The following is a 24,518-nucleotide window of genomic DNA, read 5'->3' on the forward strand; positions in this document are numbered from 1 at the left end:
GGTACAGAGATATTAAAATTATAAGTACGGTGTCATCCAGCGTAACGATTCGGGCCCTGGTGTTGACGGTTTATATTCACAACCTATCCAGCCCTGATAACCTGTCTGCTTAATAAATTCAAAAAGCCATGTTTCATTTAATTCTCCCGTTCCCGGTTCATGGCGGCCGGGTACAGAAGCAATCTGAAAGTGTTTAATGATCGGTAAATAATGTTGAATAAGATGTGTAACATTACCGTGTATTTTTTGGCAGTGGTAAATATCAAACTGTAAGCCGATATTTTTTCTGTTCACTTCGCGAATAAGACGTTCAGCCAGTGGAAAGCTATCAACAAAATAACCAGGCATATCGTCCGGGTTTAACGGTTCAATCAACACGTCGATATCGGCCCCAACCATGACGTCACAGGCGATACGCAGTCGGTCGGTTAATTGTTCATACTGGGCGTTAGCGGAAAGTCCGGCCACGCGCAATCCGGCCATGACGTGCACCTTGCGACAGCCCAGTGCCGTGGCGTAATCGCGGGCAATCAGCAGACTGCGATGATACTCCTCGTCACAGCCTGGCAGGGAGGCCAGTCCGCGTTCACCGGCCTGCCAGTGACCCGCTGGCGCATTCATCAGCGCCACCGGCAGACCGGTTTCCCGTTGCGCCGCCAGCAGCACATCCAGCGGATGCTGCCAGAGAAACAGCCCTTCAACGCCGTGAAAACCCGCCGCCTTTGCGGCCTGAAAGCGCTCCGCAATGGGACGTTCGCAAAACAGCCAGTCAAGGTTAGCCGCTAACTTCAGCATGATGCGTTCCCTCCCGGCAATCCACCAGGTGCAGTTTCACGCCCTGGCTGGCAATGGTGTCCTGCGCTACGTCGGGTAACCGGTTATCCGAAATAATGTCGGTCAGTTGATCCAGCGAGCAGATGTGGAACATCCCGTATTTGCCAAATTTACTGCTGTCGCAGACCAGCACCCGACGGCGGGAGACGGTGAGCACGGCCTCTTTCACCGAGGCTTTGCCTTCGCTGGGGGTCGACATTCCACGTTCGGTATCCCACGAGGACGAACTGAGAAACGCCACGTCTATATTGATCGTGCGCAGAAAACTGGCGGCGCTTTTCCCAAGGCATGAGCGGTTGCGCTGATCCACCAGTCCGCCGGTGTGATACAGCGTGATGTGCGGCATATCCATCAGGTAGTGGCTGATGGAAAAATCGTTCGTCACCACCGTCAGGTTGAAGCAGTGGCTGGCGGCGACGGCTTTCGCCACTTCAAACAACGACGTTCCCGCATCGAGATACAGCGTTTGCCCTGGTTCTATCAACATCGCGGCTAGTTGCCCCATCCGTCGCTTCACGTCATGATGCAGCTCGGCCTTTTCCCGCCACGGCAGCTCCGATTTCAGCAGATTGTTGAGTTTCACCCCGCCATTGATCGAGATGACTTTGCCTTCTTCTTCCAGCAACTGAATATCGCGGCGCACGGTCATGTGCGACACGCTCATCAGATCCGCCAGCTCATTAAACGAGGCGACGTTTTTTTCATGCACGTAGCGGTAGATAAAATCACGTCGTTGTTCGGGGATCATCCTCTCACCTCATGCTCGCCGGGATTGTTCGAGTTCAGCTACTGCTTCCGCCGTTAGCGGCACGTAGCCGAGTGGTTTTAAGGTCAGCCAGATGCGGGCGCTGTCTTCCAGCTCTTCGGCATTAAACACCGCCTCACGAAGTGAGCGACCACTGACTACCGGGCCGTGATTTGCCAGGAGCGCGGCAGTATGGTCCGCCGCAATCTCGCTGAGTGCGCTGGCAATCCCCTCATGACCGGGTTTGAAATAGGGCAACAGAGGCAACTGCCCGACGCGCATTACGTAGTACGGCGTTAACGGCGGCAGACAGTTTTCCGGTGTGCTGCATGGCAGACAGGAAAGGGCGGTCAGCCATGGCGAATGCAGATGAACCACCGCGCCGCAGGCCGGACGATGACGATACCAGGCCAGGTGCATGGGCACTTCTTTCGACGGTTTATCGCCACTGAGGTGAACCCCGTTGGCATCCAGTTTACTGAGCGTTGCGGCGTCCAGCTCGCCCAGACAGGAGTTGGTCGGCGTGACCAGATAGCCGCCGTTCGGCAGTTTTACGCTCAGGTTGCCCGAACCACCGCTGCTGAAGCCGCGCATAAACAGAGAACGACCGTAGTGCACCAGCTGTTCGCGGAGTTGTTGTTCGTTAAGCTGACTCATCATGCAGACTCCTGCGCGGTGAAAAAGAAGTCTTCGTCACCGAAGTTGCCTGACTTCAGCGCCAGCGCGAGCGGCGGCTCGGCGGAGAACACCCACGGCACGCCGGGCGCGATGGCTTTGCCGACCGTCAGTCGCGTCACCTGTAACGCCTCCACTACGGTGCCGGACGTTTCGCCACCGGCGACGATAAAACTGTTTACGCCTGCGGCCTGCAGTTTGGCCGTCAGTCTGGCAAAGGTATGCTCAATCGCCCGGCTGGCGCGCTGCTCGCCGTACTCCTGTTGAATGTGTTTCAGCGCTTCCGGCGGCTGGGTGGCGTAAATCAATGGAGCGAGCGCGTCATCGACATGAGTCATTGTCCACCGCGACAGCTCGTCGCTGTAACGCTCTGCGTCTGTCAGGCAGCGCGCCACGTCGAGTAGAAGGGAAGCGGCCTGTGCTTTATAGCGATTCACCTGGCGGTTACTCATGGCGGAACAACTTCCGGAAAACACCACCGTTTTTGCCGGCTGCGGGAAGGGATGTACCGCTTCCCGCCTACGCTGTGGTGCGGCGCAAGCGGCCAGTGCACCACCCAGGCCGGAACCGCCCGCCAGCAACGGTGTATGACGTAAGGCCTGAGCGAGGGTCTGCAGATCGGCTTCGCTGAAGGTATCCACGATCACGTGACGTACACCTTCAGACTGGCAGCGTTCCAGCGCGTGAGTGACCGCTTCCACACCTTTCTGAATCGTGCTGAGGTCAATGCGCCCGACAGCGCTGGCAGTTTGCGCCGTGAGCAGGCGAATCAGGTTCGCATCGGTCATCGGGTTGAGCGGATGTTTCTCCATGCCGGATTCATTCAGTAATACGCCATTCACAAACAAATGACCGTGAATCACCGTCCGTCCGTTTTGTGGCAGGGCTGGGCAGTGAACGATGTACGGCGCGTGCATCGCTTCTATCAGCGCATCGCTGACCGGACCGATATTCCCGGCGGGGGTGGAATCAAAGGTGGAGCAATATTTAAAGTAAATTTGCCGCGCACCTGCCGTGTGGTGCAGCCATTGCCAGCAGCGTAATGATTGATCGATGGCCTGGTCAGCCGGTAGAGAACGGCTTTTCAGCGAGATGACAATCGCGTCGACCTCTTCATTCCACGGCTGCGCGGTGTCTGGCATCCCGGGCAGCAGCGCGACCCTCCAGCCTTGCTCAGCCATAAAACTTGCGATATCCGTTGCGCCAGTAAAGTCGTCGGCGATAACACCTGTCGTGACGGGCATACATCCACTCCGTTCAGATTATCTTGTCATTGAGCCTATTATTCAGGAGGGCGTTTCACATTCACATGATGATTCTCACAAATAAGCACATCATAAAATTGTATGTTATTTATATAACTAATTGAAAATCATAAATAAAATGGTGAGTGATGTTGAAATGAAGCTCACAGGAAGATGTGAAGATTCGTTAATCTTTGGGAAAAGTTGTCACAGCAGTCGGTGGACTGGTGTTGAGGAGCGCGGGGGGCACTCTTGCAATTTGATCATAATCACCTGATTAAATGAGATTATTTTTTGCGGCCAGGGTCATTTTTTCACCTGGACAAATTAAGCATAGTAGCGACGTTATCCAGACCACTGACGGAGCGTAACGTGCCTCAGCATATTCAGGACGATGTCTTACACACTTTTTACTCACTGGCAGAGGTATTTTCTAAGGCGACCGGGCTCGCCGCCGTGGTGGTAGACATTAATGGTCGGGAAATCTCTGCCTGTCATAATTTTAATTCGTTCTGTTCATTACTGCGCGCCAATCCGCAATACCAAAAAACGTGTCAGAAATGTGATAAATATTGCGCTTTTGAAGGGTTAAAAGAAGAAAAAATCAGAATACTCTGCTGTCATGCGGGGTTGAGTTTTTTCTCTATGCCGTTAATTCGTCAGGGGCATCTGCTGGGATTTATTATTTGCGGTCAGGTGCGCGCAAAGTATCCGGAATATAAAACTATTGTCATTGATGACGATCGGCAGTGGGCTTTCGATCCTAAAATTAAATCAGCCTGGAATCAGGTCGCGATTGTTGAAAATAATCATCTGGTGGCAGCGGCAAACCTGCTCAGCTTTATTATTAACAATCTCAGCCCGGTTCAGCGTAAAACGGTGGACACCGCTGATGTGCAGTTGAGCGACCTGCGTCTGTCGGCAATGGAACTTTCTCGCCACGAAAAGAAACTGGTCGCCGCACTGCGCTATATTGATGAACACTTATACGAAGAACTGACGCTGGAGTCGGTGGCCGCGCATGTCTGTTTAAGCGCCAACTACTTTAGCCGTTTCTTTAAGAAACGGCAGGGAGTGAATTTTAAAACCTGGGTGAGCCAGAAAAAAATGCAGCGGGCGAGTGAGTTGCTGCGCGATCCGAAGAACTCTATCGACAGCATCGCCCGGAAACTTCAGTATGCGCAGACCAGCTATTTTTGTCGGGTGTTCCGGGCGGCTCACCAGACGTCTCCGCAGTCATTCCGTCATGAACACCTTTCGCTGTAGGCGCGTTCCATCACCTCGGGAATAAAAGAGAGTCGGTCGCTCAAACGGACAACATCGCCAACCACAATCAGTGCCGGTGGCACAATATTCGCTTCCTGTGCTTTCGTGAGTAATGTACCGAGCGTACAAGTTAAGCGCCGCTGATTGTCCCGGGTAGCCGACATCACAATCGCCGCGGGTGTGGCCGGTGATTTGCCTCCCATCAGCAGTTCTTCACAAATAAACGGCAGGTTAGCGATCCCCATAACAATCACCAGCGTGCCGTTGAGCTTCGCCAACTGCCGCCAGTCCTGCTGCTGATTACCTTCGCGGGTATGTCCTGTCACGACATGAAAACCGGATGCCAGGTCGCGGTGGGTCACCGGGATCCCGGCGCAGGCCAGCCCGCCAATGGCGGAACTGATCCCCGGCACCACTTCGAAAGCAATGCCTTCTTCGACCAGACATTCCACCTCTTCGGCACCACGGCCAAACACGTAAGGATCGCCGCCTTTCAGGCGCACAACGTTCCGCTGTGTTCGCGCATGCTGGATAAGCAGGGCATTGATCTCCTCCTGAGGAACACTATGATAGCCCGGACTTTTGCCAACGTTGATGCAGGTACAACTCGCTGAGCACCACTCAAGCATTTTAGGATTGACCAGCCGATCGTAAATGATGACATCAGCCTGTTGAATACACTGCAGGGCTTTAAGGGTCAGTAAGCTGATATCACCAGGACCTGCACCAACCAGCCAGACTTTTCCGGAATTTTTCATATGTCGTCCTTAATTATTGTCGGGAAAAACGGTAAAAATAGTAAAAGCAGATAAAAAAACGTCATCGTTTGCTTATCGTTGAGTGAACTGAATTCTCCTGAAATAATAAGTAAATAATATTGATTAAACCCGCAAAGTTTTTTCTCCGATAAACAAGTTATCTTGAAAAATTATTAAGAACTTATTGGCGCTATTTGTCGCAAAATAACCTTAATTAAATTGTGTTTATGGTCAGTCTTGCGTATTATTGGTTATTATTTGTTCGCCCCCTGTGTGAATAAACCATGGAGTGGATCAATGACATCCAGGTAGGAAATAAAATATAACTCTCAGGCCAATCGGGAGTCGGTTGCATTTATTTTTTATAAATTAAACTATTTTTGTACGCGGCATATGGAAGACGTTATGAGAGGAAAGATACCAAAGACTGAATTACTGGTGACGTTTGAAGTGGTGGCACGTCATGAAAGTTATACGCGTGCGGCGGAGGAGTTAGCATTAACGCAAAGTGCTGTATTTCGCCAGGTGAATGCACTTGAGGATTTTCTGCATACTGCATTATTTAATCATGCCAAAAAGCGGATTTTTTTAAACGAGGCCGGGAAGCATTATTTGAGCATTGTTAAAGAAACGCTAAATAAACTTGAGCGTGATACGAATACCATTATGACCTGGCAGCCCACGGTCGAAGTCATTGAACTGGCGGTCAACCCGACCTTCAGCACCCACTGGCTGATCCCCAATCTGCGTGAATTCAACAAACTTAACCCCGATATTATCGTTAATATTCACTCGCTGGCGAACATGGGCGATTTCCTCAACCGTGAATATGATGCGGCCATTATGCGTGAAGACTTCTGTTCGCCGTGGTCAGAAGTGGAGTATCTGTTCGAAGAGGAAATCCTCCCGGTTTGTAGCGGCAGTTTGCTGTCGCAGCCCAACCAGAAACTGGCGGTTGAAGAGTTGCTCAATGAGTTTCCCTTGTTGCATCAAAGTACGCGAATTAACGGCTGGCAGGAGTGGTTCGCCCTGTCGGATGTCAGTAGCCCACTGGTCAACAAAGGCCCGCGTTTTGATCTGCTGTCGATGCTGATCGCCGCGGTGCGATCGAATTTGGGGGTTGCGCTGCTCCCACGTTTTGCGATCCAGCACGATCTGGACAACGGTGACATGGTGATCCCTTGCGATGTGCCCATGCGCACGGGTAATCGTTTCATCATGACCTGGCGGGAAGAAAAAGCGGAATCCCGTCATTTACAGGTTTTCCGCGACTGGCTGTTACAAAAATCGGTGGTATCTCACCTGGAACGCTGACGGCGGATGACGGGTAAACGGGAAGCCGGATAAGCGCATGCGCCATCCGGCAACGACGTAACTACCAGTCAATTCCTGCCTGAGCCTGAATACCGCTGTCAAACGCATGCTTGACCGGGCGCAGTTCGCTCACCGTATCGGCAAGCTCCAGTAACTGCGCGTGACACCCTCGCCCGGTCACAATCACACTCTGCTGCGCCGGACGCTCCCGAATGGCGGCAATCACCTCGTCAGTATCCAGGTAGTGATACGCCAGCATGTATGTAAGTTCGTCCAGGACCACCAGATCGTAATGCGCATCGGCCAGCATGCGCTTGCTCTCTGTCCAGACAGCCTGCGCCGCCGCGATATCCGCCTCGCGGTTTTGCGTTTCCCAGGTAAACCCGGTACCCATAATGTGAAACTCAACCCCCAGCGGATGCAGGGTGTTGTATTCGCCATTATCCCACTGGCCTTTGATAAACTGCGCGACGCCAACGGTTTTACCATGACCCACCGCACGGGTGGCAGTGCCAAAGGCGGCCGTGGATTTCCCTTTTCCATTTCCGGTAAATACGATCAAAATCCCTTTTTGTTCCGTGGCGGCGGCCACACGGATTTCCACCTGTTCTTTCAGCTTTTGCTGACGCTGGCGATGACGGTCGCCATTGGCTCGCGCTTGCATAAACGCTCCTTAATGTCCTGCCGGGCAGGATGCACAACGATGCTGTTGTTCAAACTGACTGAAGAAGTTGTTTCCTTTGTCGTCTACCAGCACGAAGGCAGGCAGGTTTTCAACTTCCATCATCCAGACCGCTTCCATTCCCAGTTCGGGATATTCGAGGCAGCGCAGGCTTTTCACGTATTGCTGCGCCAGCAAGGCGGCGGCGCCACCGATGCTGCCGAGGTTGAATCCGCCGTGTTTATGGCAAGCCTCGGTGACTTGCGCACTGCGGTTGCCTTTGGACAGCATGATCAGGCTACCGCCAGCGGCCTGGAAAGCGTCGACATAGCCGTCCATGCGCCCGCCGGTGGTTGGCCCGAGCGAACCACAGGCCATCTGATCCGGCGTTTTAGCCGGGCCGGCATAGTAGACAATGTGATCTTTCATGTACGCTGGCATCGCTTCGCCGTTGTCCAGGCGCTCTTTGAGTTTGGCATGCACGATGTCGCGGGCGACGACGATCGGGCCGTTTAGCGAAAGCCGCGTGCCGACTGGCAGGGTGGATAAATCATGCAGGATCTCGCGCAGCGGACGGTTCAAATCCAGGTTTACGCTCTGTGCGCTGTTCTCGATGCGGCTGGATTCAGGGATAAATTTACCTGGGTTATGCTCGAGTTTTTCCAGCCAGATCCCGTGTTTGTTGATCTTCGCTTTGATATTGCGATCGGCGGAGCAGGAGAGCGCCATCGCGATCGGGCAGGAGCCGCCGTGGCGCGGCAGACGAATTACGCGAATATCATGGGCGAAATATTTACCGCCAAACTGCGCGCCAATGCCAAATTCACGGCTGGCATTGAGCAGCGCGGATTCCAGCGCCGTGTCACGAAACGCCTGACCCAGCTCATTACCGCTGGTGGGCAGGTTGTCGTAATACTTGGTTGAGGCCAGTTTGGCGACCTTGAGCGCCTGATCTGCGGAGAGACCGCCGACGACAAAAGCGATGTGATACGGCGGGCAGGCTGCGGTGCCCAGTGATTTCATCTTCTCGATCAGGAATGCGGTGAGCTTTTCCGGTTGCAGGATCGATTTGGTCTCCTGGAACAGCGCCGCCTTGTTGGCTGAGCCGCCGCCCTTATTGACAAACAAGAAGCGGTATTCGTTACCCGGTGTGGCGCTGATATCGATCTGCGCCGGCAGGTTGGTGCCGGTATTCACCTCGGTATACATATCCAGTGGGGCGTTTTGCGAATAGCGCAGGTTATTTTCTTTAAAGGTGGTGTAAATCCCTTTGCTGAGCGCTTCGGCGTCATCGCCGCCGGTCCATATCTGTTGGCCTTTGCTGGCGACCACTGTCGCCGTACCTGTATCCTGGCAGTTCGGCAGCACGCCTTTCGCCGACACTTCCGCATTACGTAACAGCTGCAGGGCGACATATTTGTCGTTACTGCTGGCCTGCGGATCGTGCAGGATGCTGGCGATCTGCTTTAAATGTCCGGAGCGCAGGAAGAACGATGCTTCATAGAATGCCTGTTGCGCCAGCAGCGTTAATGCTTCCGGCGCCACTTTGATGACCTCTTCGCCATCTAACTCTGTCACCGTAACATGCTGATTGCTCAGTAATTCGTATTCCGTACTCTCTTTGCTTTGTACAAAGAGTTCTTGCCAGACAAAGGGTTTAGACATGTTACTTCTCACGTTAAGGTTGATATCGCCGGAGGGCGGCGTCGCGCCGTATCCGACCTACAAAAATGCCTGATTCGTAGGCCGGATGCGCATGAGCGCCATCCGGCATCCACTTAATGCGCCATAAAGAGATTGGCCTGTGTTGCATGGGCAACATATTCAATAGTCTGCTGGGCGCGCACGCTGTTCCCGGCGCTGTCCAGCGGCGGTGAGTAAACGGCAATGGCGTACTGTCCCGGTACCACCGCGACCATGCCCCCGCCGACGCCGCTTTTCGCCGGAATACCGACGGTGTACAGCCATTTTCCGCTGCCGTCATAGAGACCGGCGATGGCCATTTCAGCCAGCACCTGCGGTACATAGCGCTCATTGAGCAACTGTTTGCCGTTGAACGGCGATTTACCCTTGTTGGCCAGCACGGCACCCATTTTGGCAAGCTGCTCAACGGTGACGTCTACTGAACACTGGCGGGTGTAAATCTCTACGGCCTCCTGCGTATCGCCGTAGAAGCTGTTGTACGATGCCATCAGTTGCGCCAGCGCCTGATTGTGCTGGTTGGTCTCCATTTCCGATCTGAATACCGGTTCATTGACCGTGAGCGTGGCGTCGGCCCAGGCGTTCAGGTTGGTGAGGATTTTGTTCCAGCGGTCGGTTTTGTCTTTGGCGTCAATCAGGCTGACGGTACTCATGGCACCTGCATTGACCAGCGGATTCTCCGGTGCGCCCTTCGTGAGTTCGACCGCGAGACCGGAATTAAAGGGCAGGCCGGTGGCATTAGCGCCGAGTTTATCCAGCACCTCCTGTGGCCCGTGCTGTTCCATCGCCAGCGCGAGGGTGAAGACTTTGCTCAGCGATTCCATCGGGAATGCTTTGTTGATGTCTCCTGCCTGGTAAATTTTGCCGTCAACGGTAGCGAGGGTAATGGCGAAGTTGTTGGGGCTGTAAGTGGCAAGGGCAGGGATGTAGTCGGCGACTTTGCCGTCGTTGTTACTTTTGTATTTCTGGTGTGCCTGTTCGATCAATGCGGCGTAGTCCGGCGCCGTTTGCGCCAGCGCGGCGGCGCTAAAAAACAGGCTGGCGGTTAACATGCTCGCGCCGAAGAATTTTACGTTCATGGTGCAACCTTGTTGGTGTGATTGGCATGTTGCCGGAAGGGGCGAGTGCTTATCCGGCAACCTGATATCATCAGGACATCACCACTTCTGATGGCTCAGTGGCAGGACGCTCCTGTTCTGGCGTTTTGACCGGCGCAGTGCCCCGGCAGCCGGAACCGAAATGTTCGCCTTCCCAGCGACTGACAATCGCGGCGCCCATGGCGTTACTCATCACGTTGGTTGCAGAACGGCCCATGTCGAGGAACGGATCGACGCCCATCAGCAGGATCAGACCGGCTTCCGGAATGTTGAACTGGTTGAGGGTAGCGGCAATGACCACCATCGAGGCACGCGGTACGCCTGCCATACCTTTAGAAGTCAACATCAGGATCAGCAGCATGGTGATTTGCTCGCCCATGCTCAGCTCAATGTTGCACGCCTGCGCGATAAAGACGGTGGCAAACGAGCAGTAGGCCATTGAACCCACGAGGTTGAAGGAGTAACCGATAGGCAGTACGAAACTGGCAATCTTGGACGAGACGCCGAATTTCTCCAGCTTATCCAGAGTACCCGGGAACGCGGCTTCCGAGCTGGACGTGGTAAATGCCAGCAGTGCCGGTTCGAGGATCGCTTTCGTCAGGCGACCGATGCACGGACCGACAATCATCGTTGACAGGCCGATGAGGATCGCCCACAGCATACCCAGCGTCAGGTAGAACTCACCCATGAAGATCCCGGCGCTCACCATCACGCCCAGCCCGCGTTCAGCGATAAGCCCGGAGATAGCGGCGAATACCGTTAACGGGGCGAACAGCATGACGTAACCCGTCAGTTTCAGCATGACGTGAACCAGAGAGTCGAGCACCTTCACGATCGGTTCGGCTTTCTCACCAATCGCCGCCAGGCTACAGCCGAGAAAGATCGAGAACACAACGATTTGCAGGATTTCGTTACGCGCCATGGCGTCAACGATACTGGTCGGTACGGCGTGAGAAATAAACACTTTCAGCGTGAACGGTTCAGACTGAACGGCCGCCACGGCCCCGGCGTCATGGGCAACAAAGTTAATGCCCGCGCCTGGCTGGAACAGGTTGACGATCACCAGACCCAGCGCAATCGACAGCAGTGAGGCGCAAATAAACAGGAAAAAAGTTTTTGAAAATATACGCCCCAGCGTTTTCGCATCGCCCATTTTCGCGATGCCGACAACCAGGGTTGAAATAACCAACGGCGCGATAATCATTTTCACCATACGTAAGAATATGGTGGTGAAAATAGAGATATCCTGCGCATACGATTTTGCTGTATCAGCCGATGCCATATTATTAATAGCCACCCCGGCAATCATGCCGAGTATCAGGCCTAATATGATCATTTTTGTTAGACTTATTTTCTTCATGTTTACTCCATCGGATCTAGGCTGGTCTGTGAAGTGTTGTAGGGTCGCGTGCGCCAGAGCCAGGACAGCAGCTCAGGCGCACGCAGGTTATGACCAACCGCATGAATTATCTGGAATACAGTGATACAGCGAAATCCTGTACGCCAATGGACGTTGTTGTATTTTATTGGTTACAGATCGAACTCAATACTTAATAACGGCGCATGCTGCTGCGCGCCATAAACATCATTGTCACCAACGTTGCCGGAAATAATATCGCGAGGCATCACGATTTTTACGGCATTCGCCGGGTCAAACCAGACGATGCGATGAATAAAATCAGGTTCAACGTTATATAAGCGGGCAATTAACTGCGGGGTTAATTGCTCAGAACGTTTTACCCGCTGATAGTCTTCGCGCGTTTTAAATAAAATATCTAACACCAGTTCATACGGTCCGGCGTTTTTAGAACGAATCACCTGCGCCAGGGTGCAAATAGCGTGTTTCATGCCTGAACTCCTTCTGGCGTCACCTGTTCGATATGGAAGTCAAAACGCAGGGCGTCGCTGGCTTCGATCAGGTGATAGATTGAGAACTCATACACCGGCCCGCTTTGAATGTCGGATGGCGAGAACGGGAAGGCGAGGTTGCCTGCCGTGGCGATCCGGTTTTCGTAGCCGTAGTGCAACAGAGTAGATCGCACCAGCGAACAGACGCTGTTGGCGATATCCTGCGTCGGCGCGACCACGTCCAGCAAAATGCCCAGCTCATGCCCGGCGGTTTGCACCGGTTCATGGTTACCCATCACGCCGTTCTTGCCGTACAGGTGGAACGTCATGCGGATGCTGTCATCATTCAGCGAGAGGTTGCGGGCGACGCTGGCCTGAACTTCTTCGAGAATGGTGTCGATGCTGGCAATCATGATCGGATCGCGGGTACCGGCGATGGTCAGGCAACGGAAGCCCACCTGACGCGCGCCTTCCAGTTTCAGCGCATACGGCGTTGCTTCATGACGTGAACCGCTGACGTACACTTCGCCATCGTTTACCGCTTTGAAACTGCACCCTTTCAGGTTCAGCACGCCGCCCGGGCCAGGCAGGAAGTACGGATCGGATTTCTCATACAGGGTATGTGCCGCCGCCGACGTTTCGGTGAACTTGCGTTTCGGGTTGAACGTCTTCAGCGTAAAGCCGTTGTCGTCGATAATCCCCATTGCGCAGTCAGAACCGGAACCTGGGGTGGCGGCAATGGCCGCACATTCCAGGATCTTGCCACAGTGCAGCGCCAGACCTTCATCAAAGCCCTGCATAATCGGCAGCGCCGCGAAGCAGGCCGGATCATAAGCCCGCCCGCCCAGCACCACCTGCGCACCGGCTTCCAGCGCCCGCTGGAACGGTTCGATCCCCATCTGCGCCACGATGTAGGTGCTCTCTTCGATCGCCTCGTGGGTCAGTGCCGGAACAAAGTCCAGCGCGGTGATTTTGCCGTTATCCAGCGCCTGGTGAACCACCTCTTTATTGACATCCGATGGGATCAGCGCCATGGAGAAGGACAGTTTTTCTTCCTGTGCGATCTCCAGGATAATCTGCCGACACCACTCAAGGTGCGGTGCAGCACCGGATCCCCCGGCGGTGCCGATCACCACCGGAATGTTGTTCTTAACGCCCGCCGTGATCATATAGCGCAGATCGCGTTTCACTCCGGCCCGATCGGTAAACGGTTTACCCGCCCCCAGGTAGTGGGGGCCGGGATCGGAGGAGCCTGCGTCAACCGCGATCAGATCCGGTGACTCTTCCATGGCTTTACGAAAGCTCTCTTCCGGGAAGCCATAGCCCAGGATAGCCGTCGGCGATAAGATCTTAAATGTGCGTGCCATCTCTTAATCCTTAGTCTGCAACAGCGCGATGGTGCGGTTCATTTCGTTAAATACGATATTGAGACCTTCATCGAAGCCCATACCCGGCTTGATCAGCATACGCATTGGACGGGCGGCGAGAGCCACGTGGACGCAGGTGCGGGCGCTGATTTCGGTTTCGTTGCAGGTGCCGCCCTGGTAGGCTTCCATCCCGTGCTTGTTGCAGTACAGCACCGCGTCAACGATGTTGTGAATACCGCCGAGATCCGGGGTTTTGATCTGCACCATGTGGCAACTACCGGCATCGGTGAAGTCCACGATGTCCTGATAGGTGTTGCACCATTCGTCGGCGACAATTTTCACGCCGGAACCCAGACGGGTCAGCTCTTTGGTGATCGCGGTCAGCATGCGGATCTGATCCGGTTTGTTGCCTGCATCGACCGGGCCTTCAATGTACAGCGGCAGACCCTGCGCTTCTTTTTCGAGGCTGGCGATATACTCGGCGCAGCGCACCGGGTCCATGTCGAAGATCAGACCGATGGTGCCATACACGTCGATATGCAGCGTCGGGTGATAGCGTGGGCTGGTGCGCAGGCTGAGAATACGGTCGGACAACCAGCGCACGTACTCACGCAGTTTTTCGCCTTTAAAACCGAGCTTCTCTTCAACGTTGTTGATCAGCGCGTGCGGCAGGACGTCAACGCCTTTGAGGATCATCTTGTCGACGGCGATGTAGCGGTCGTCGCCGCTCTGACCAAATAAAGGAATGGCTTCTGGTACGCACGGCAGTTGCCATTCGTCACACACCACTTCGGTTTTCAGACGACCTGAGGCCAGCGCGGTGGCGTCAAGCAGCGCCTGCGACAGACCGTAACGAACGGCGGTATGCAGCAAATTACCGTCGATGCGCAGTTTGTCGAAGAAACGGGCGTTCGGCAGGAACGCATCCACATCGCGGCCTTCCAGCAGCGGCTTAATATGATCGTTGAGGAACGGAATAAAATGTTCAGCCAGGAACAGCGGATCGCGGCCGCCGGCACCGGAGTACTGCACTGCGGCGCAATCACCCACCGCGACGGCGCCGTTTTCCAGAATCAGTTGTACGGAAACGCACTCGCCAGCCTGGCGGACAGAGGTAAAGCCCGGGGTAACCGGCGCACCGGTATAAATGAACCCGTCATGACCTGCGCCATTTTTGATCGCCTGCTGGTCATCAAAATAGAATGAGGAGTAGCCAGCGGTGAAAAGCGCCTGTTTAATTTTCATTATGGTCTTCCTATTAATTGACTGTGGGATACAGCGTTGATGTCATCAACAACCATCTGGAATGAGGGTTTACGTCCTTCGAAATGGGCACGTTCGGCGACGTAATCGTGGTGTAGAGCGAGAATGTCCTGCGGCAGCGGAACGGAGCCGGCTTCCAGAATACGGATCGCCCCGGCGTTATCGCGAACTGGCAGGATTTTACCGGCGTTACAGGAGGCAGGAGCGAAAGGTACGTCCAGCACGCCTGCTTCGAAGGCCAGCACGGTGCCGCGCGCAACGTCGCCGTTGCCCAGCTCAAACACTTTCTTCAGAACCGCACGAACTTCGCTCTTAATCAGTTCCACTTCCTGCTCGACGGCGGCACACGGCGGGAATTTCTGGTCACTGACCATGTTGAGCATCTGACGTGACGCACGCAGCCCCTGGGCATTTGCCGCCGCTGTCGGAATACCGAAGGCTTCATGCGGGCTCTTGGTGATCACTTTGGTTGCGCCGGACATACCGGCGACCGCTGCGCCCCAGGAGATAATGGCGAATGCTTTGGATTCGTCTTCCGGGAAACCGCCCATCCACTGGTGGAAGACGGTGCTCAGCTCGTAATCATCAAAACCGTAGTTCTGGAAATATTCATGAGACAGTTCACGCAGGGACTGAATCGCTGCGATATCCTGCGTGAGGCTACCGACCTGGCCGTAGCCGACGGTAATCGACTTCACGCCCTGTTCCAGCGCCAGCAGACCTTCGATAATCGCCACTGCGTGAGACATGAACGGCGGGATCAGCGTGCCGGTCAACGGGCCGAATGGTTCGCGGTTAATGCGAATGCCATGTTCTTCATACAGCCCCATCAGACGGTCGCAGTACTGCCAGTCGCGAATCGATTTTTCCAGCGTCACGCGCTTGGCGTAAGGAATGTTGTAGGAGATCCCGCCGCCTTCATAGCTGGTGAAGCCGCTGGCCATGGCGATCTCCGCCAACAGACGCGCATCTGGCGTACCGTGACGGACCTGAATCGGTTTCTCCAGCGCTTCGGTCATCCGACGACAGGCCGCCACACCGTGGTTAACCACCGGCAGTCCGTTGAGTTTTGAGGTCCCGGCTTCGATAGATTTCTGGATCCCAATGGCGGCTTCTTCATAACGATTCAGACGGGTGTAGGCATCGATGGTGCTCGGCAGCAGGTCACACTCAACCTGCAGGGTTTTCAGCAGTTCGATATGCTCATCCATCAACGCCACACCGGCACGCGGTTGGCTCAGGGTTTTCCCTTCCTGATCCGCCTTCAGCAAGGCATGAGAGAAACGTTTTTTCTCAGGAATGGTCTGCTGATACTTCACGCCATCTTCAAAATGTTCGACGTCTTTGCCGGTATGCCACGTCTGCAACACCTGATGCCGTTCGGTCATAAATTCGTCATGGGTTAATTTTTTATTTCGAAGTTCCATTCGTCGCTGCCTTAGGTTTTATAGGGTTAAACAGTGAATGCTGGTGCGCGCAGCGGCCTGGGGATCCAGTCTGGCAACGTTTGCCAGCAGGGGGAGCAGACCTTTTGCGTCGCGGTAGTACTCAAACTGAGTGGGTAAAAGAATGCGTCTACCGTCGTCGTCCAGTTCGCGATATTTGAGCCAGTGATGGATATCAAACTGACTGGCGCGGGAGAGCCAGCCGCCCGAGCCAACCACTTTGCGCACGGTGGTCAGGTCGCGCCCCATCTGTAAATCGACATTGCCAACGCAGGTACAGACCTGCTTTTTGGTGCCAGCGTGACGCTCGGCGGCATAGCCGACGCACAGTCCGGCTAACAGAGAATCAAAGTATTTCTCTTCCTCGCTCTGCGGCAGATAATCGGGATGCGCCACCAGATGACGCAGGTAGCCATAGAAGGCCTCCTGGCGTGCCGGTTGCTGAGCGAATACCACCTTCACCAGTTCCTGGGTGCTTTCGCCTACCACCACGGCGGAGACGCGCATGCCGAGATCGCCTTCCACGGTGCGCTTAACAAAGGGCTCCGGGACACCGTGCAGCACGGTATCGGGCGAGAGGGTGTTGGCACTGGCGGAATAGACGTCGGTGGTCGCGCCGCCCATGTCGATGAGCATGAATTCTCTCCACGCGCTATCGGCTTCGCTGATGGCTTTGACCAGTTCGTACACCGTCCAGGGTGTTGGCATGGGCTCTTCGCCGGTTTCACCGACAATCACATCCAGGCCTTTGCCTTTCACAATACGGGACAGGAAGACATCACAAATCGCCTTGCGGGCGGCGAAGGGATTCGGGTGATCGAGATCGGGCAGAATGTTGTCTACCGTGGTCAGATCTTTGTGTCCCAGAATCGCCTGGACATCATCCTGAATGTCGCGGTTTCCGGCGTAGATAATGGCGCAGTCGAGGCTGGACTCTGCCAGGGCGCGCGCATTGGCCAGGCCGTAGCTCTCTTCACCACCGTCGGTGCCGCCGGTAAACAGCAGAATGTCCGGTGGTGAAGCTTCCAGCGCCTGAATATCATGGCGATTCAGTTTGTACGAATAGTACTGGGCGATTTTTGCCCCGGCGGAATGCGCCGTGACTTTTGCCGATTCCAGAGTGATCGACGGCACCAGTCCCATTGCGGCGACGGCAAGACCGCCTTTCGCCGACGAGGAGTATTTCAGGGTCACTTCACCCCGGTTGAGCAGTGGGCGCGCATCGGCAACGTTCAGCACCTGGTTCAGGCTGGCGAAAAAACCTTCCGCCAGATGATGGGTCGTCGTCGGAGTCAGAACGTGGTTAACCAGTGTTAACGCATCCCCCTCCTTTGCGAAGAGGGCAGCTTTGGTCCACGTCGAGCCGATATCGACAGAGACGGTTTGCATCAGATGGCCTCTTCCAGACAACGCTTTTCAATGCCGTGGCGCTTGTTGATATCCGCTGCCATCAACTGACACACATCTTCGAGATCGTGGCTTGGAGCAAAGACGCGCTGGAAGCCCATCTCTTTGAATTTAGCTTCGACGTCTGCGAAGTCATGCTTCCCGACCACCAGGTTGCCGCCGACATAAAGCAGGATATCGCCGATACCGCGTTCGATGCAGCGCTCGCGCAGACCCAGGCAGTCGATGTCGCCGTGGCCATAAATGGAAGAGACGACAATCGCATCGGCACCGGTTTCGATCGCGGCATCGATATATTCATCCTGGCTTACCATTACGCCCAGATTGATTACGCGAAAATCATGGGCAGTAAAAACGCGGTCCAGAACTTTATTGCCTACGGCATGGCAGTCAGCACCAATGACGCCAATAACGAGTGTTGATTTTTTCATGGGTAATCCTCTCCAGGACTCAGGGTAAGAAATAAAAAGTTTTGCAATGTTTTAATAGGGACGGAGTGTCGTGGGGAGGCGCGATGGATGCAATTGATCTATTTTCAAAATATCTTTCGAAAAACGACTGTTCTATGAATGAAAATTTAAAAACTGTTTATTATCAATGAATTATATGTTTTATTCTGGATGGTGTATATATTTAATAAATAGATTCCTATTAAACGGCTTTCTATGTTTGTGATCTAAATCCTGTTTATTTGTCTTTGCGCGGAATAGGTGTTTAAATAATTTTAGAGGAAGAAGTGTGAGGCGCGTAACGGAATAAAGCATAATGTTTCTATACGCCATTTTATTATTGTTAATAAAATGATAAATATGATGGTGAGTTGTTTGCAATTCCCGCGTTGGGACATGAAAAATTCAGCATATTACATTGACTTTATATTTGTGAAGCAGTTAACACTTCGTCGAAATAGTTTTAAAGCGCACTCCGATTAACGCTGTTTCCTGTGGGCGATCAACGTAAATTTATAATCGTCAGTATTAAACGCATTGCGACTGTATTCGAATACCTGTCCTCCCTTTAAAAAACCACGCGATACTTTTTCCAGGATTGGCTTTGTGAGCGGGATAGCAAGCAGGCGGCTCATCTCTTCGGTGGGCATCAGTGGAATCAACTCCTGCTCACTGCGTTCAATGACCTGTTTCTTCACCTCTTCAATGAAGTGGTACTTTGAGTTTTCCATCACCTGCCAGGTTAAATCAGGGAATAATGCCAACGGCATCCACGTCTCCTCCAGCGCGACTGGTTTTTGCTTGATGTAACGCACCCGCTTGACGTGCCAGACCCGTTTGTCATCAGCCAGTTGTAATTGATTTTTCAAAAAATCATCGGCCTGAATCACTTCGAAAACCAGCACGTCGCTGTGCGTATCGCTGCTACGGTCGGTCAGCTTTTCATCAAAACTGGTTAATTGATAGATGTCGTAATTAACCCGATCCTCTTTAACGTATGTGCCGCTGCCCTGAATGCTTTCGATGATCTGCTGCTCGGTTAACTGCCTTAGCGCCTGACGCACGGTGACCCGACTGACCCCAAATGCCGCCTGTAGCGCGGATTCTGTCGGCAGAGCATCACCGGGCTTCAACTCACCTCGCTGGATTTGTTCACGGATCCCGTCGGCTATCTGTCGATAAAGTGGTTTTCGGCTCATGGTTTTTTCTGTCAGGTTGTTAAGACGACTTTTCACATTATGCCTAATGAATTGAATGTGTAAATAATACAAATTAAATACAAATTATCGTCTTTAAGTGAAAATGATCACATAAATGTATTGTTTTGTCTGGCACACTCCTTCGCACATAAAACAACCATTTTGTGAGGATCATGATGAACCTGACGACGTTAACCCAGCGGGACGCGCTGTGCCTGAACGCCCGGTTTACCAGCCGTGAAGAGGCGATTCGTACGTTAGCGCAGCGGCTAACGGCGTTGGGCAAAATTGCTGATTCTGATGCCTTTCTGGAAGCCGTGTTTGCACGTGAAACCCTCGGGCCGACTGCGTTAGGAGAAGGGCTGGCGGTACCACACGGGAAAACGTCGGCTGTGAAAGAAGCCGCTTTTGCGGTGGCGACGCTCAGCAAGCCCCTGAGCTGGCAAGGGGTCGACGGTCCGGAAGCTGTTGACCTGATTTTCCTGCTCGCCATCCCACAGGAAGAGGCGGGCAGTACCCATATGCAATTGTTGACCGCGCTCACCACGAGGCTGGCTGATGAAGAAACGCGAGCCCGTGTTATGGCGGCAACGAGTGCAGACGAGCTGTTGGCGGCGCTGGATGACAACGGGCATGGACCAATGGTCGCAACGCCATTCAACGCCCCCACAATTGTGTGTGTGACCGCCTGTCCGGCGGGGATCGCGCATACCTATATGGCGGCGGAATATCTGGAGAAAGCCGGACGGAAGTTGGGCGTCAATGTGTTTGTTGAAAAGCAGGGCGCTAACGGTATTGAAGGGCGCTTAACGGCAGATCAACTGAATTCGGCCAGTGCCTGTATTTTGGCCGCTGAGGTGACAATCAAAGAGAGCGAACGGTTTGCAGGGATCCCGGTGCTGACGGTACCCGTCGCCGAACCGATTCGCCATGCTGAGCAACTGATCCGGCAAGCGTTGGCGCTTGAACCACAAAATGTCAAGCGCGTGCGGCAGGAAGAGAGCCATCAGCCTAAAGGGCTTAAGACGGAGATAAAACAGGCCTTACTGAGTGGGATCTCCTTTGCCGTGCCGCTGATTGTTGCGGGTGGGACGGTACTTGCTGTCGCGGTATTACTGGCGCAGATATTCGGTCTGCAACCGCTGTTCGAGCAGGAGAACTCCTGGCTGTGGATGTATCGCAAACTTGGCGGTGGAATGCTTGGTGTGTTGATGGTGCCTGTACTGGCGGCTTACACCGCGTATTCTCTGGCGGATAAACCCGCACTGGCACCCGGTTTTGCTGCCGGGCTTGCCGCGAACATGATCGGTTCCGGTTTTCTTGGCGCAATCGCAGGGGGATTAATTGCTGGATACCTAATGCGCTGGGTGAAAAAACACCTGCGATTGAGCAGTAAATTCAACGGTTTTTTGTCGTTTTACCTCTATCCGGTGGTTGGTACGCTGGGGGCAGGCAGCCTGATGTTGTTTGTTGTCGGCGAACCGGTGGCATGGATTAACAACAGCCTGACCGCCTGGCTTAACGGTTTATCTGGGGCGAATGCGCTGCTGCTTGGCGCGATTCTCGGCTTTATGTGTTCATTTGATTTGGGGGGCCCGGTCAATAAGGCCGCCTATGCCTTTTGTCTGGGGGCGATGGCGAACGGCGTCTACGGTCCTTATGCCATCTTTGCCTCGGTCAAAATGGTCTCCGCATTTACGGTGACCGCGTCAACATTAATTTCTCCCCGTCTGTTTAAAGAGTTTGAAATTGAAACAGGGAAATCCACTTGGCTGCTAGGGCTGGCGGGTATTACAGAAGGGGCAATCCCGATGGCGATTGAAGATCCTGTGCGGGTGATTGGCTCCTTTGTCCTCGGGTCAATGGCGACAGGGGCAATGGTTGGGGCGATGAATATTGGTCTCTCAACGCCTGGCGCGGGTATTTTTTCACTCTTTTTGCTGCACGATGCCGGGTACGGCGGCGTACTGGCGGCGGCAGGCTGGTTCGGTGCGGCGCTGGTGGGAACCGTTATCTCAACGCTGGTTTTGCTGCTCTGGCGACGCTATGCGGTGAAGCAGGGTAAATATACGACTGATGGCGTAATGTCTTAATTCTGAACAGGAAACGAAGATGAAAGCTGTATCTCGCGTTCACATTACCCCGCATATGCACTGGGATCGGGAGTGGTATTTTACCACCGAAGCGTCACGCATTTTGCTGGTCAACAATATGGAAGAGATCCTCACCCGACTGGAACAGGATACCGACTATAAATATTACGTTCTTGATGGACAGACGGCAGTGCTGGAGGATTACTTTGCGATAAAGCCGGAAAATACCCATCGGGTACAACGTCTGGTGCAAACCGGAAAGTTAATTATCGGCCCATGGTACACCCAGACGGATACCACCATTGTCTCCGGTGAGTCTATTGTGCGTAACCTGCTGTATGGCATGCGTGATTGCCTGGCTTTTGGCGAGCCGATGAAAATTGGCTATCTACCCGATTCCTTTGGCATGTCGGGACAGCTTCCGCATATCTACAACGGATTTGGCATCACCCGCACGATGTTCTGGCGCGGTTGTTCAGAGCGACACGGTACCGATAAGACCGAGTTTTTATGGCAAAGCAGCGATGGCAGTGAGGTCGTCGCACAGGTACTGCCACTGGGTTATGCGATTGGGAAGTACTTACCCGAGGATGAGAACGGGCTGCGCAAACGGCTTGACAGCTATTTTGAGGTGCTGGAAAAAGCGTCTGTGACAAAAGAGATTTTGCTGCCGAATGGTCACGATCAGATGCCGCTGCAACAGAACATTTTTGCGGTGATGGACAAACTGCGCGAGATCTACCCGCAGCGAAAGTTTGTGATGAGCCGTTTTGAAGCGGTGTTTGAACATATCGAGAATCGACGTGAACAACTGGCTACGCTGAAAGGCGAGTTTATTGACGGTAAGTATATGCGAGTACACCGCACGATTGGCTCGACGCGGATGGACATCAAACTCATTCATGCGCGTATTGAAAATAAGGTAGTCAATATCCTTGAACCTCTGGCGACGCTGGCCTGGACGCTTGGCTTTGAGTATCACCACGGTTTGCTGGAAAAAATGTGGAAAGAGATTTTAAAAAATCATGCTCACGACAGCATTGGATGTTGCTGCAGCGATAAGGTTCACCGGGAAATCATCGCGCGCTTCGAACTGGCGGAGGATATGGCGGATAACCTGATCCGCTTTTATCTGCGCAAAATCACGGACAACATGCCGCTCAGCGACAGCGATAAACTGGTGCTGTTTAACCTGATGCCGTGGCCGCGTGAAGAGGTGATTAACACAACGATCCGCCTGAGAGGTCATCAGTTTTGCCTGCGTGACGATCGGGGAAATCCCGTTCCCTTTTTTGTTCGCGGGGTTCGCGAAATCGATCCTGGTCTGATAGACAGGCAGATCGTGCATTACGGTAACTACGAGCCGTTTATGGAGTTTGATATCCAGATCCAGCAGATTGTACCGTCGATGGGTTATCGCACACTGTACGTAACGCAAGGGGAGGCGGGAAATCACGTTGCACCAGAAACGCCAGGGGCAGAAGTGCTGGAAAATGCGTTCTGGCAGATAGCCGTTAATGACGACGGAACGCTGCGTCTGTATGACAAAGATAGCGGCATCTGCTATGACCGCGTTCTGGTGCTGGAAGAGGGATCTGATGATGGGGATGAGTATGATTACTCGCCCGCCAGAGAAGAGTGGCGGTTGACTTCCGCATCGGTAAAAGCAGAGTGTGTTATGACCCATGAAGCCTGGCAAAGCCGGGCGCGGATTCGTTATCAAATGGACGTGCCGCTCAATCTTACGGAACGTCGCGCTCGCCAGCGTAGCGGTAGGGTTGGGGTTGAAATAACGGTCATCCTGAGTCACAACAGCAGGCGAATTGATATTGAAGTCCTTCTGGACAATCAGGCAGACGATCATCGTCTGCGGGTACTGATCCCCACTCCGTTTGTGACCGACACTGTGCTGGCAGATACGCAGTTTGGTACGGTGAGTCGCCCCGTGCGGGATCCCGCACTGGCAAACTGGCGGGAAGAGGGCTGGAAAGAGGCACCGATTCCCGTCTGGAATATGCTTAACTATGCGACGCTTCAGGAGGGCAAAAATGGTCTGGCAGTTTTCACTGAAGGATTGCGGGAATTTGAAGTGCTGGGTGACCGGGAAAAAACTTTCGCCATCACGCTACTACGCGGTGTAGGACTACTGGGGAAAGAGGATCTGCTTTTGCGTCCAGGTCGTCCTTCAGGCATTAAAATGGCGGTACCGGATGCACAACTGCGCGGACGGTTGCACTGTCGGTTGAGCCTTTTCAGTTATACCGGTACGCCTGTGAACGCCGGTATTGCTCAGCAGGCCAGGGCCTGGCTCACACCCGTACAGTGTTATAACAAGATTCCGTGGGATGCGATGAAACTGAACATGGCCGGTTTCATGACGCCTGACCGCTACAGTTTGTTCACTATGCCACCGGTTGGGTGTCAGTTGAGCACCCTGAAGAAAGCTGAAGGGGGGGATGAACTGATCCTGCGCCTGTTTAATCCCTCCGATTCGGAGCCATGCGACGCAACGGTTGCCTTCGGCAGCGCGGTTCAATCGTGTACAGAAACGCGCCTGGATGAGCAGCCGCTTAAGAGCGTTGATGAAAAGCGTAGCGACTTCGGCCCGGTTTTGCCGGGACAAACACGAACGTTCAGCTACAAAATTGTGTGAATAGCCAGCAAACAGACACAAGCCACGCATCGCGTGGCTTTTTTCTTAACAGAATAATAACTGTGCGGTGTTAATTTATACCACTATAAAAGTGAAATAATTGTGAATGTTGACGCGTGAAATTTATATCCTGGCAAATAACAATAAATTGTCTACGCTGAACTCATCGGGAAAGGGAAGATAAATTCCTGTGTTGGCGTTAATTAAAACACTGTTTTTTTATATATACATTTTCACTTAGTAACCATCCCTCCCGTAGATGCACATGTTTGCAACATGTTTTTCACCATAATCACTCCATTTAAACATAGTTAACAAAAAGTCCTGTTTTTGATTTAAATCAAGGTTTAAACATTGGAAAACCGACGTGAAACGAGTTAAATTGTCGCCGATCAAATTGGTGGAAAAGTGATGAATTCGCTATAAATTGATCACTGTCGAAAAATGCAAATATTCCTCAATAAAAACCTGTTTATTGTAAGGATTTTGCGGCGTAATA

General features: G+C 53.2%; 20 protein-coding genes. 4 read left to right on the plus strand and 16 right to left on the minus strand.

Annotation, left to right across the window (positions count from 1 at the left end; all coding sequences use genetic code 11):
- Nucleotides 1–18: 18 nt before the first annotated feature.
- Genes HVZ37_RS07135 through otnK form a run of 4 tightly spaced genes read right to left on the minus strand, consistent with a single transcriptional unit; the run spans nt 19 to nt 3,498 of the window.
- Entirely contained in the window at nt 19–795 is a 777-nt protein-coding gene (locus HVZ37_RS07135) for a TIM barrel protein (protein ID WP_044256547.1), read from the minus strand.
- Nucleotides 776–1,582: a DeoR/GlpR family DNA-binding transcription regulator gene (locus HVZ37_RS07140; protein WP_042285318.1), complete on the minus strand. Its 807-nt coding sequence runs from the start codon at nt 1,580–1,582 to the stop codon at nt 776–778. The genes HVZ37_RS07135 and HVZ37_RS07140 overlap by 20 nt, the downstream gene beginning before the upstream one ends.
- Nucleotides 1,583–1,591: 9 nt before the next feature.
- The gene (locus HVZ37_RS07145; RefSeq protein ID WP_181628465.1) at nt 1,592–2,236 is read right to left on the minus strand and encodes an aldolase; all 645 of its coding nucleotides are present in this window, start codon (nt 2,234–2,236) and stop codon (nt 1,592–1,594) included.
- Nucleotides 2,236–3,498, minus strand: coding sequence for a 3-oxo-tetronate kinase (gene otnK / locus HVZ37_RS07150; RefSeq protein WP_181628261.1), 1,263 nt, complete (start codon nt 3,496–3,498; stop codon nt 2,236–2,238). Before otnK ends, HVZ37_RS07145 begins: the two co-directional genes overlap by 1 nt.
- A gap of 372 nt (nt 3,499–3,870) precedes the next feature.
- On the opposite strand from otnK, the gene HVZ37_RS07155 reads away from it, so the two are divergent.
- Nucleotides 3,871–4,764 (plus strand): PocR ligand-binding domain-containing protein, encoded by an 894-nt coding sequence (locus HVZ37_RS07155; RefSeq protein ID WP_044266321.1) that lies wholly within the window; start codon nt 3,871–3,873, stop codon nt 4,762–4,764.
- Here HVZ37_RS07155 and cobA read toward each other — a convergent pair.
- On the minus strand, nt 4,743–5,522 hold the full coding sequence (gene cobA, locus HVZ37_RS07160) for a uroporphyrinogen-III C-methyltransferase (RefSeq protein WP_043001357.1): 780 nt from the start codon (nt 5,520–5,522) through the stop codon (nt 4,743–4,745). The genes HVZ37_RS07155 and cobA overlap by 22 nt on opposite strands.
- A 405-nt stretch (nt 5,523–5,927) precedes the next feature.
- Between cobA and HVZ37_RS07165 the strand changes: the two genes are divergently transcribed.
- Nucleotides 5,928–6,836 (plus strand): LysR family transcriptional regulator, encoded by a 909-nt coding sequence (locus tag HVZ37_RS07165; RefSeq protein WP_043001356.1) that lies wholly within the window; start codon nt 5,928–5,930, stop codon nt 6,834–6,836.
- Nucleotides 6,837–6,897: 61 nt separating this feature from the next.
- On the opposite strand, the gene cobO is transcribed toward HVZ37_RS07165, so the two are convergent.
- From cobO to HVZ37_RS07220, 11 genes are all read right to left on the minus strand, one after another.
- Nucleotides 6,898–7,500 (minus strand): cob(I)yrinic acid a,c-diamide adenosyltransferase, encoded by a 603-nt coding sequence (gene cobO, locus HVZ37_RS07170; RefSeq protein WP_043001355.1) that lies wholly within the window; start codon nt 7,498–7,500, stop codon nt 6,898–6,900.
- A 9-nt stretch (nt 7,501–7,509) separates the two neighbouring features.
- Nucleotides 7,510–9,162 carry a class I fumarate hydratase gene (locus tag HVZ37_RS07175; RefSeq protein ID WP_061070370.1) on the minus strand — a complete coding sequence of 551 codons (1,653 nt, stop codon included), beginning with the start codon at nt 9,160–9,162 and terminating at the stop codon, nt 7,510–7,512.
- A 113-nt stretch (nt 9,163–9,275) separates the two neighbouring features.
- Nucleotides 9,276–10,277 carry a glutaminase A gene (gene glsA, locus HVZ37_RS07180; protein ID WP_044256534.1) on the minus strand — a complete coding sequence of 334 codons (1,002 nt, stop codon included), beginning with the start codon at nt 10,275–10,277 and terminating at the stop codon, nt 9,276–9,278.
- Between the two features lie 70 nt (nt 10,278–10,347).
- Nucleotides 10,348–11,655, minus strand: coding sequence for a dicarboxylate/amino acid:cation symporter (locus HVZ37_RS07185; RefSeq protein ID WP_043001352.1), 1,308 nt, complete (start codon nt 11,653–11,655; stop codon nt 10,348–10,350).
- A gap of 170 nt (nt 11,656–11,825) precedes the next feature.
- Complete coding sequence (locus HVZ37_RS07190) at nt 11,826–12,143, minus strand: DUF4387 domain-containing protein (protein ID WP_042320615.1); 318 nt, start codon at nt 12,141–12,143, stop codon at nt 11,826–11,828.
- Nucleotides 12,140–13,510 carry an acyclic terpene utilization AtuA family protein gene (locus HVZ37_RS07195; RefSeq protein ID WP_044256532.1) on the minus strand — a complete coding sequence of 457 codons (1,371 nt, stop codon included), beginning with the start codon at nt 13,508–13,510 and terminating at the stop codon, nt 12,140–12,142. Before HVZ37_RS07195 ends, HVZ37_RS07190 begins: the two co-directional genes overlap by 4 nt.
- Nucleotides 13,511–13,513: 3 nt before the next feature.
- Nucleotides 13,514–14,755: a methylaspartate ammonia-lyase gene (locus tag HVZ37_RS07200; protein ID WP_043001350.1), complete on the minus strand. Its 1,242-nt coding sequence runs from the start codon at nt 14,753–14,755 to the stop codon at nt 13,514–13,516.
- The gene (locus tag HVZ37_RS07205) at nt 14,755–16,200 is read right to left on the minus strand and encodes a methylaspartate mutase subunit E (protein WP_043001349.1); all 1,446 of its coding nucleotides are present in this window, start codon (nt 16,198–16,200) and stop codon (nt 14,755–14,757) included. The genes HVZ37_RS07200 and HVZ37_RS07205 overlap by 1 nt, the downstream gene beginning before the upstream one ends.
- A gap of 18 nt (nt 16,201–16,218) precedes the next feature.
- Nucleotides 16,219–17,607 carry a methylaspartate mutase accessory protein GlmL gene (gene glmL / locus HVZ37_RS07210; protein WP_130098297.1) on the minus strand — a complete coding sequence of 463 codons (1,389 nt, stop codon included), beginning with the start codon at nt 17,605–17,607 and terminating at the stop codon, nt 16,219–16,221.
- Nucleotides 17,607–18,056 (minus strand): methylaspartate mutase subunit S, encoded by a 450-nt coding sequence (gene glmS / locus HVZ37_RS07215; protein WP_043001347.1) that lies wholly within the window; start codon nt 18,054–18,056, stop codon nt 17,607–17,609. Before glmS ends, glmL begins: the two co-directional genes overlap by 1 nt.
- Before the next feature lie 497 nt (nt 18,057–18,553).
- The gene (locus tag HVZ37_RS07220; protein ID WP_043001346.1) at nt 18,554–19,273 is read right to left on the minus strand and encodes a GntR family transcriptional regulator; all 720 of its coding nucleotides are present in this window, start codon (nt 19,271–19,273) and stop codon (nt 18,554–18,556) included.
- A 176-nt stretch (nt 19,274–19,449) separates the two neighbouring features.
- On the opposite strand from HVZ37_RS07220, the gene mngA reads away from it, so the two are divergent.
- Nucleotides 19,450–21,366, plus strand: coding sequence for a PTS 2-O-a-mannosyl-D-glycerate transporter subunit IIABC (gene mngA / locus HVZ37_RS07225; RefSeq protein WP_043001345.1), 1,917 nt, complete (start codon nt 19,450–19,452; stop codon nt 21,364–21,366).
- A gap of 19 nt (nt 21,367–21,385) precedes the next feature.
- Nucleotides 21,386–24,019, plus strand: coding sequence for a mannosylglycerate hydrolase (gene mngB / locus HVZ37_RS07230; RefSeq protein ID WP_181628262.1), 2,634 nt, complete (start codon nt 21,386–21,388; stop codon nt 24,017–24,019).
- The last annotated feature ends 499 nt before the right edge of the window (nt 24,020–24,518 follow it).

The organism is Citrobacter sp. RHB35-C17 (assembly GCF_013816795.1).
GTDB classification, from domain to species: domain Bacteria; phylum Pseudomonadota; class Gammaproteobacteria; order Enterobacterales; family Enterobacteriaceae; genus Citrobacter_A; species Citrobacter_A amalonaticus.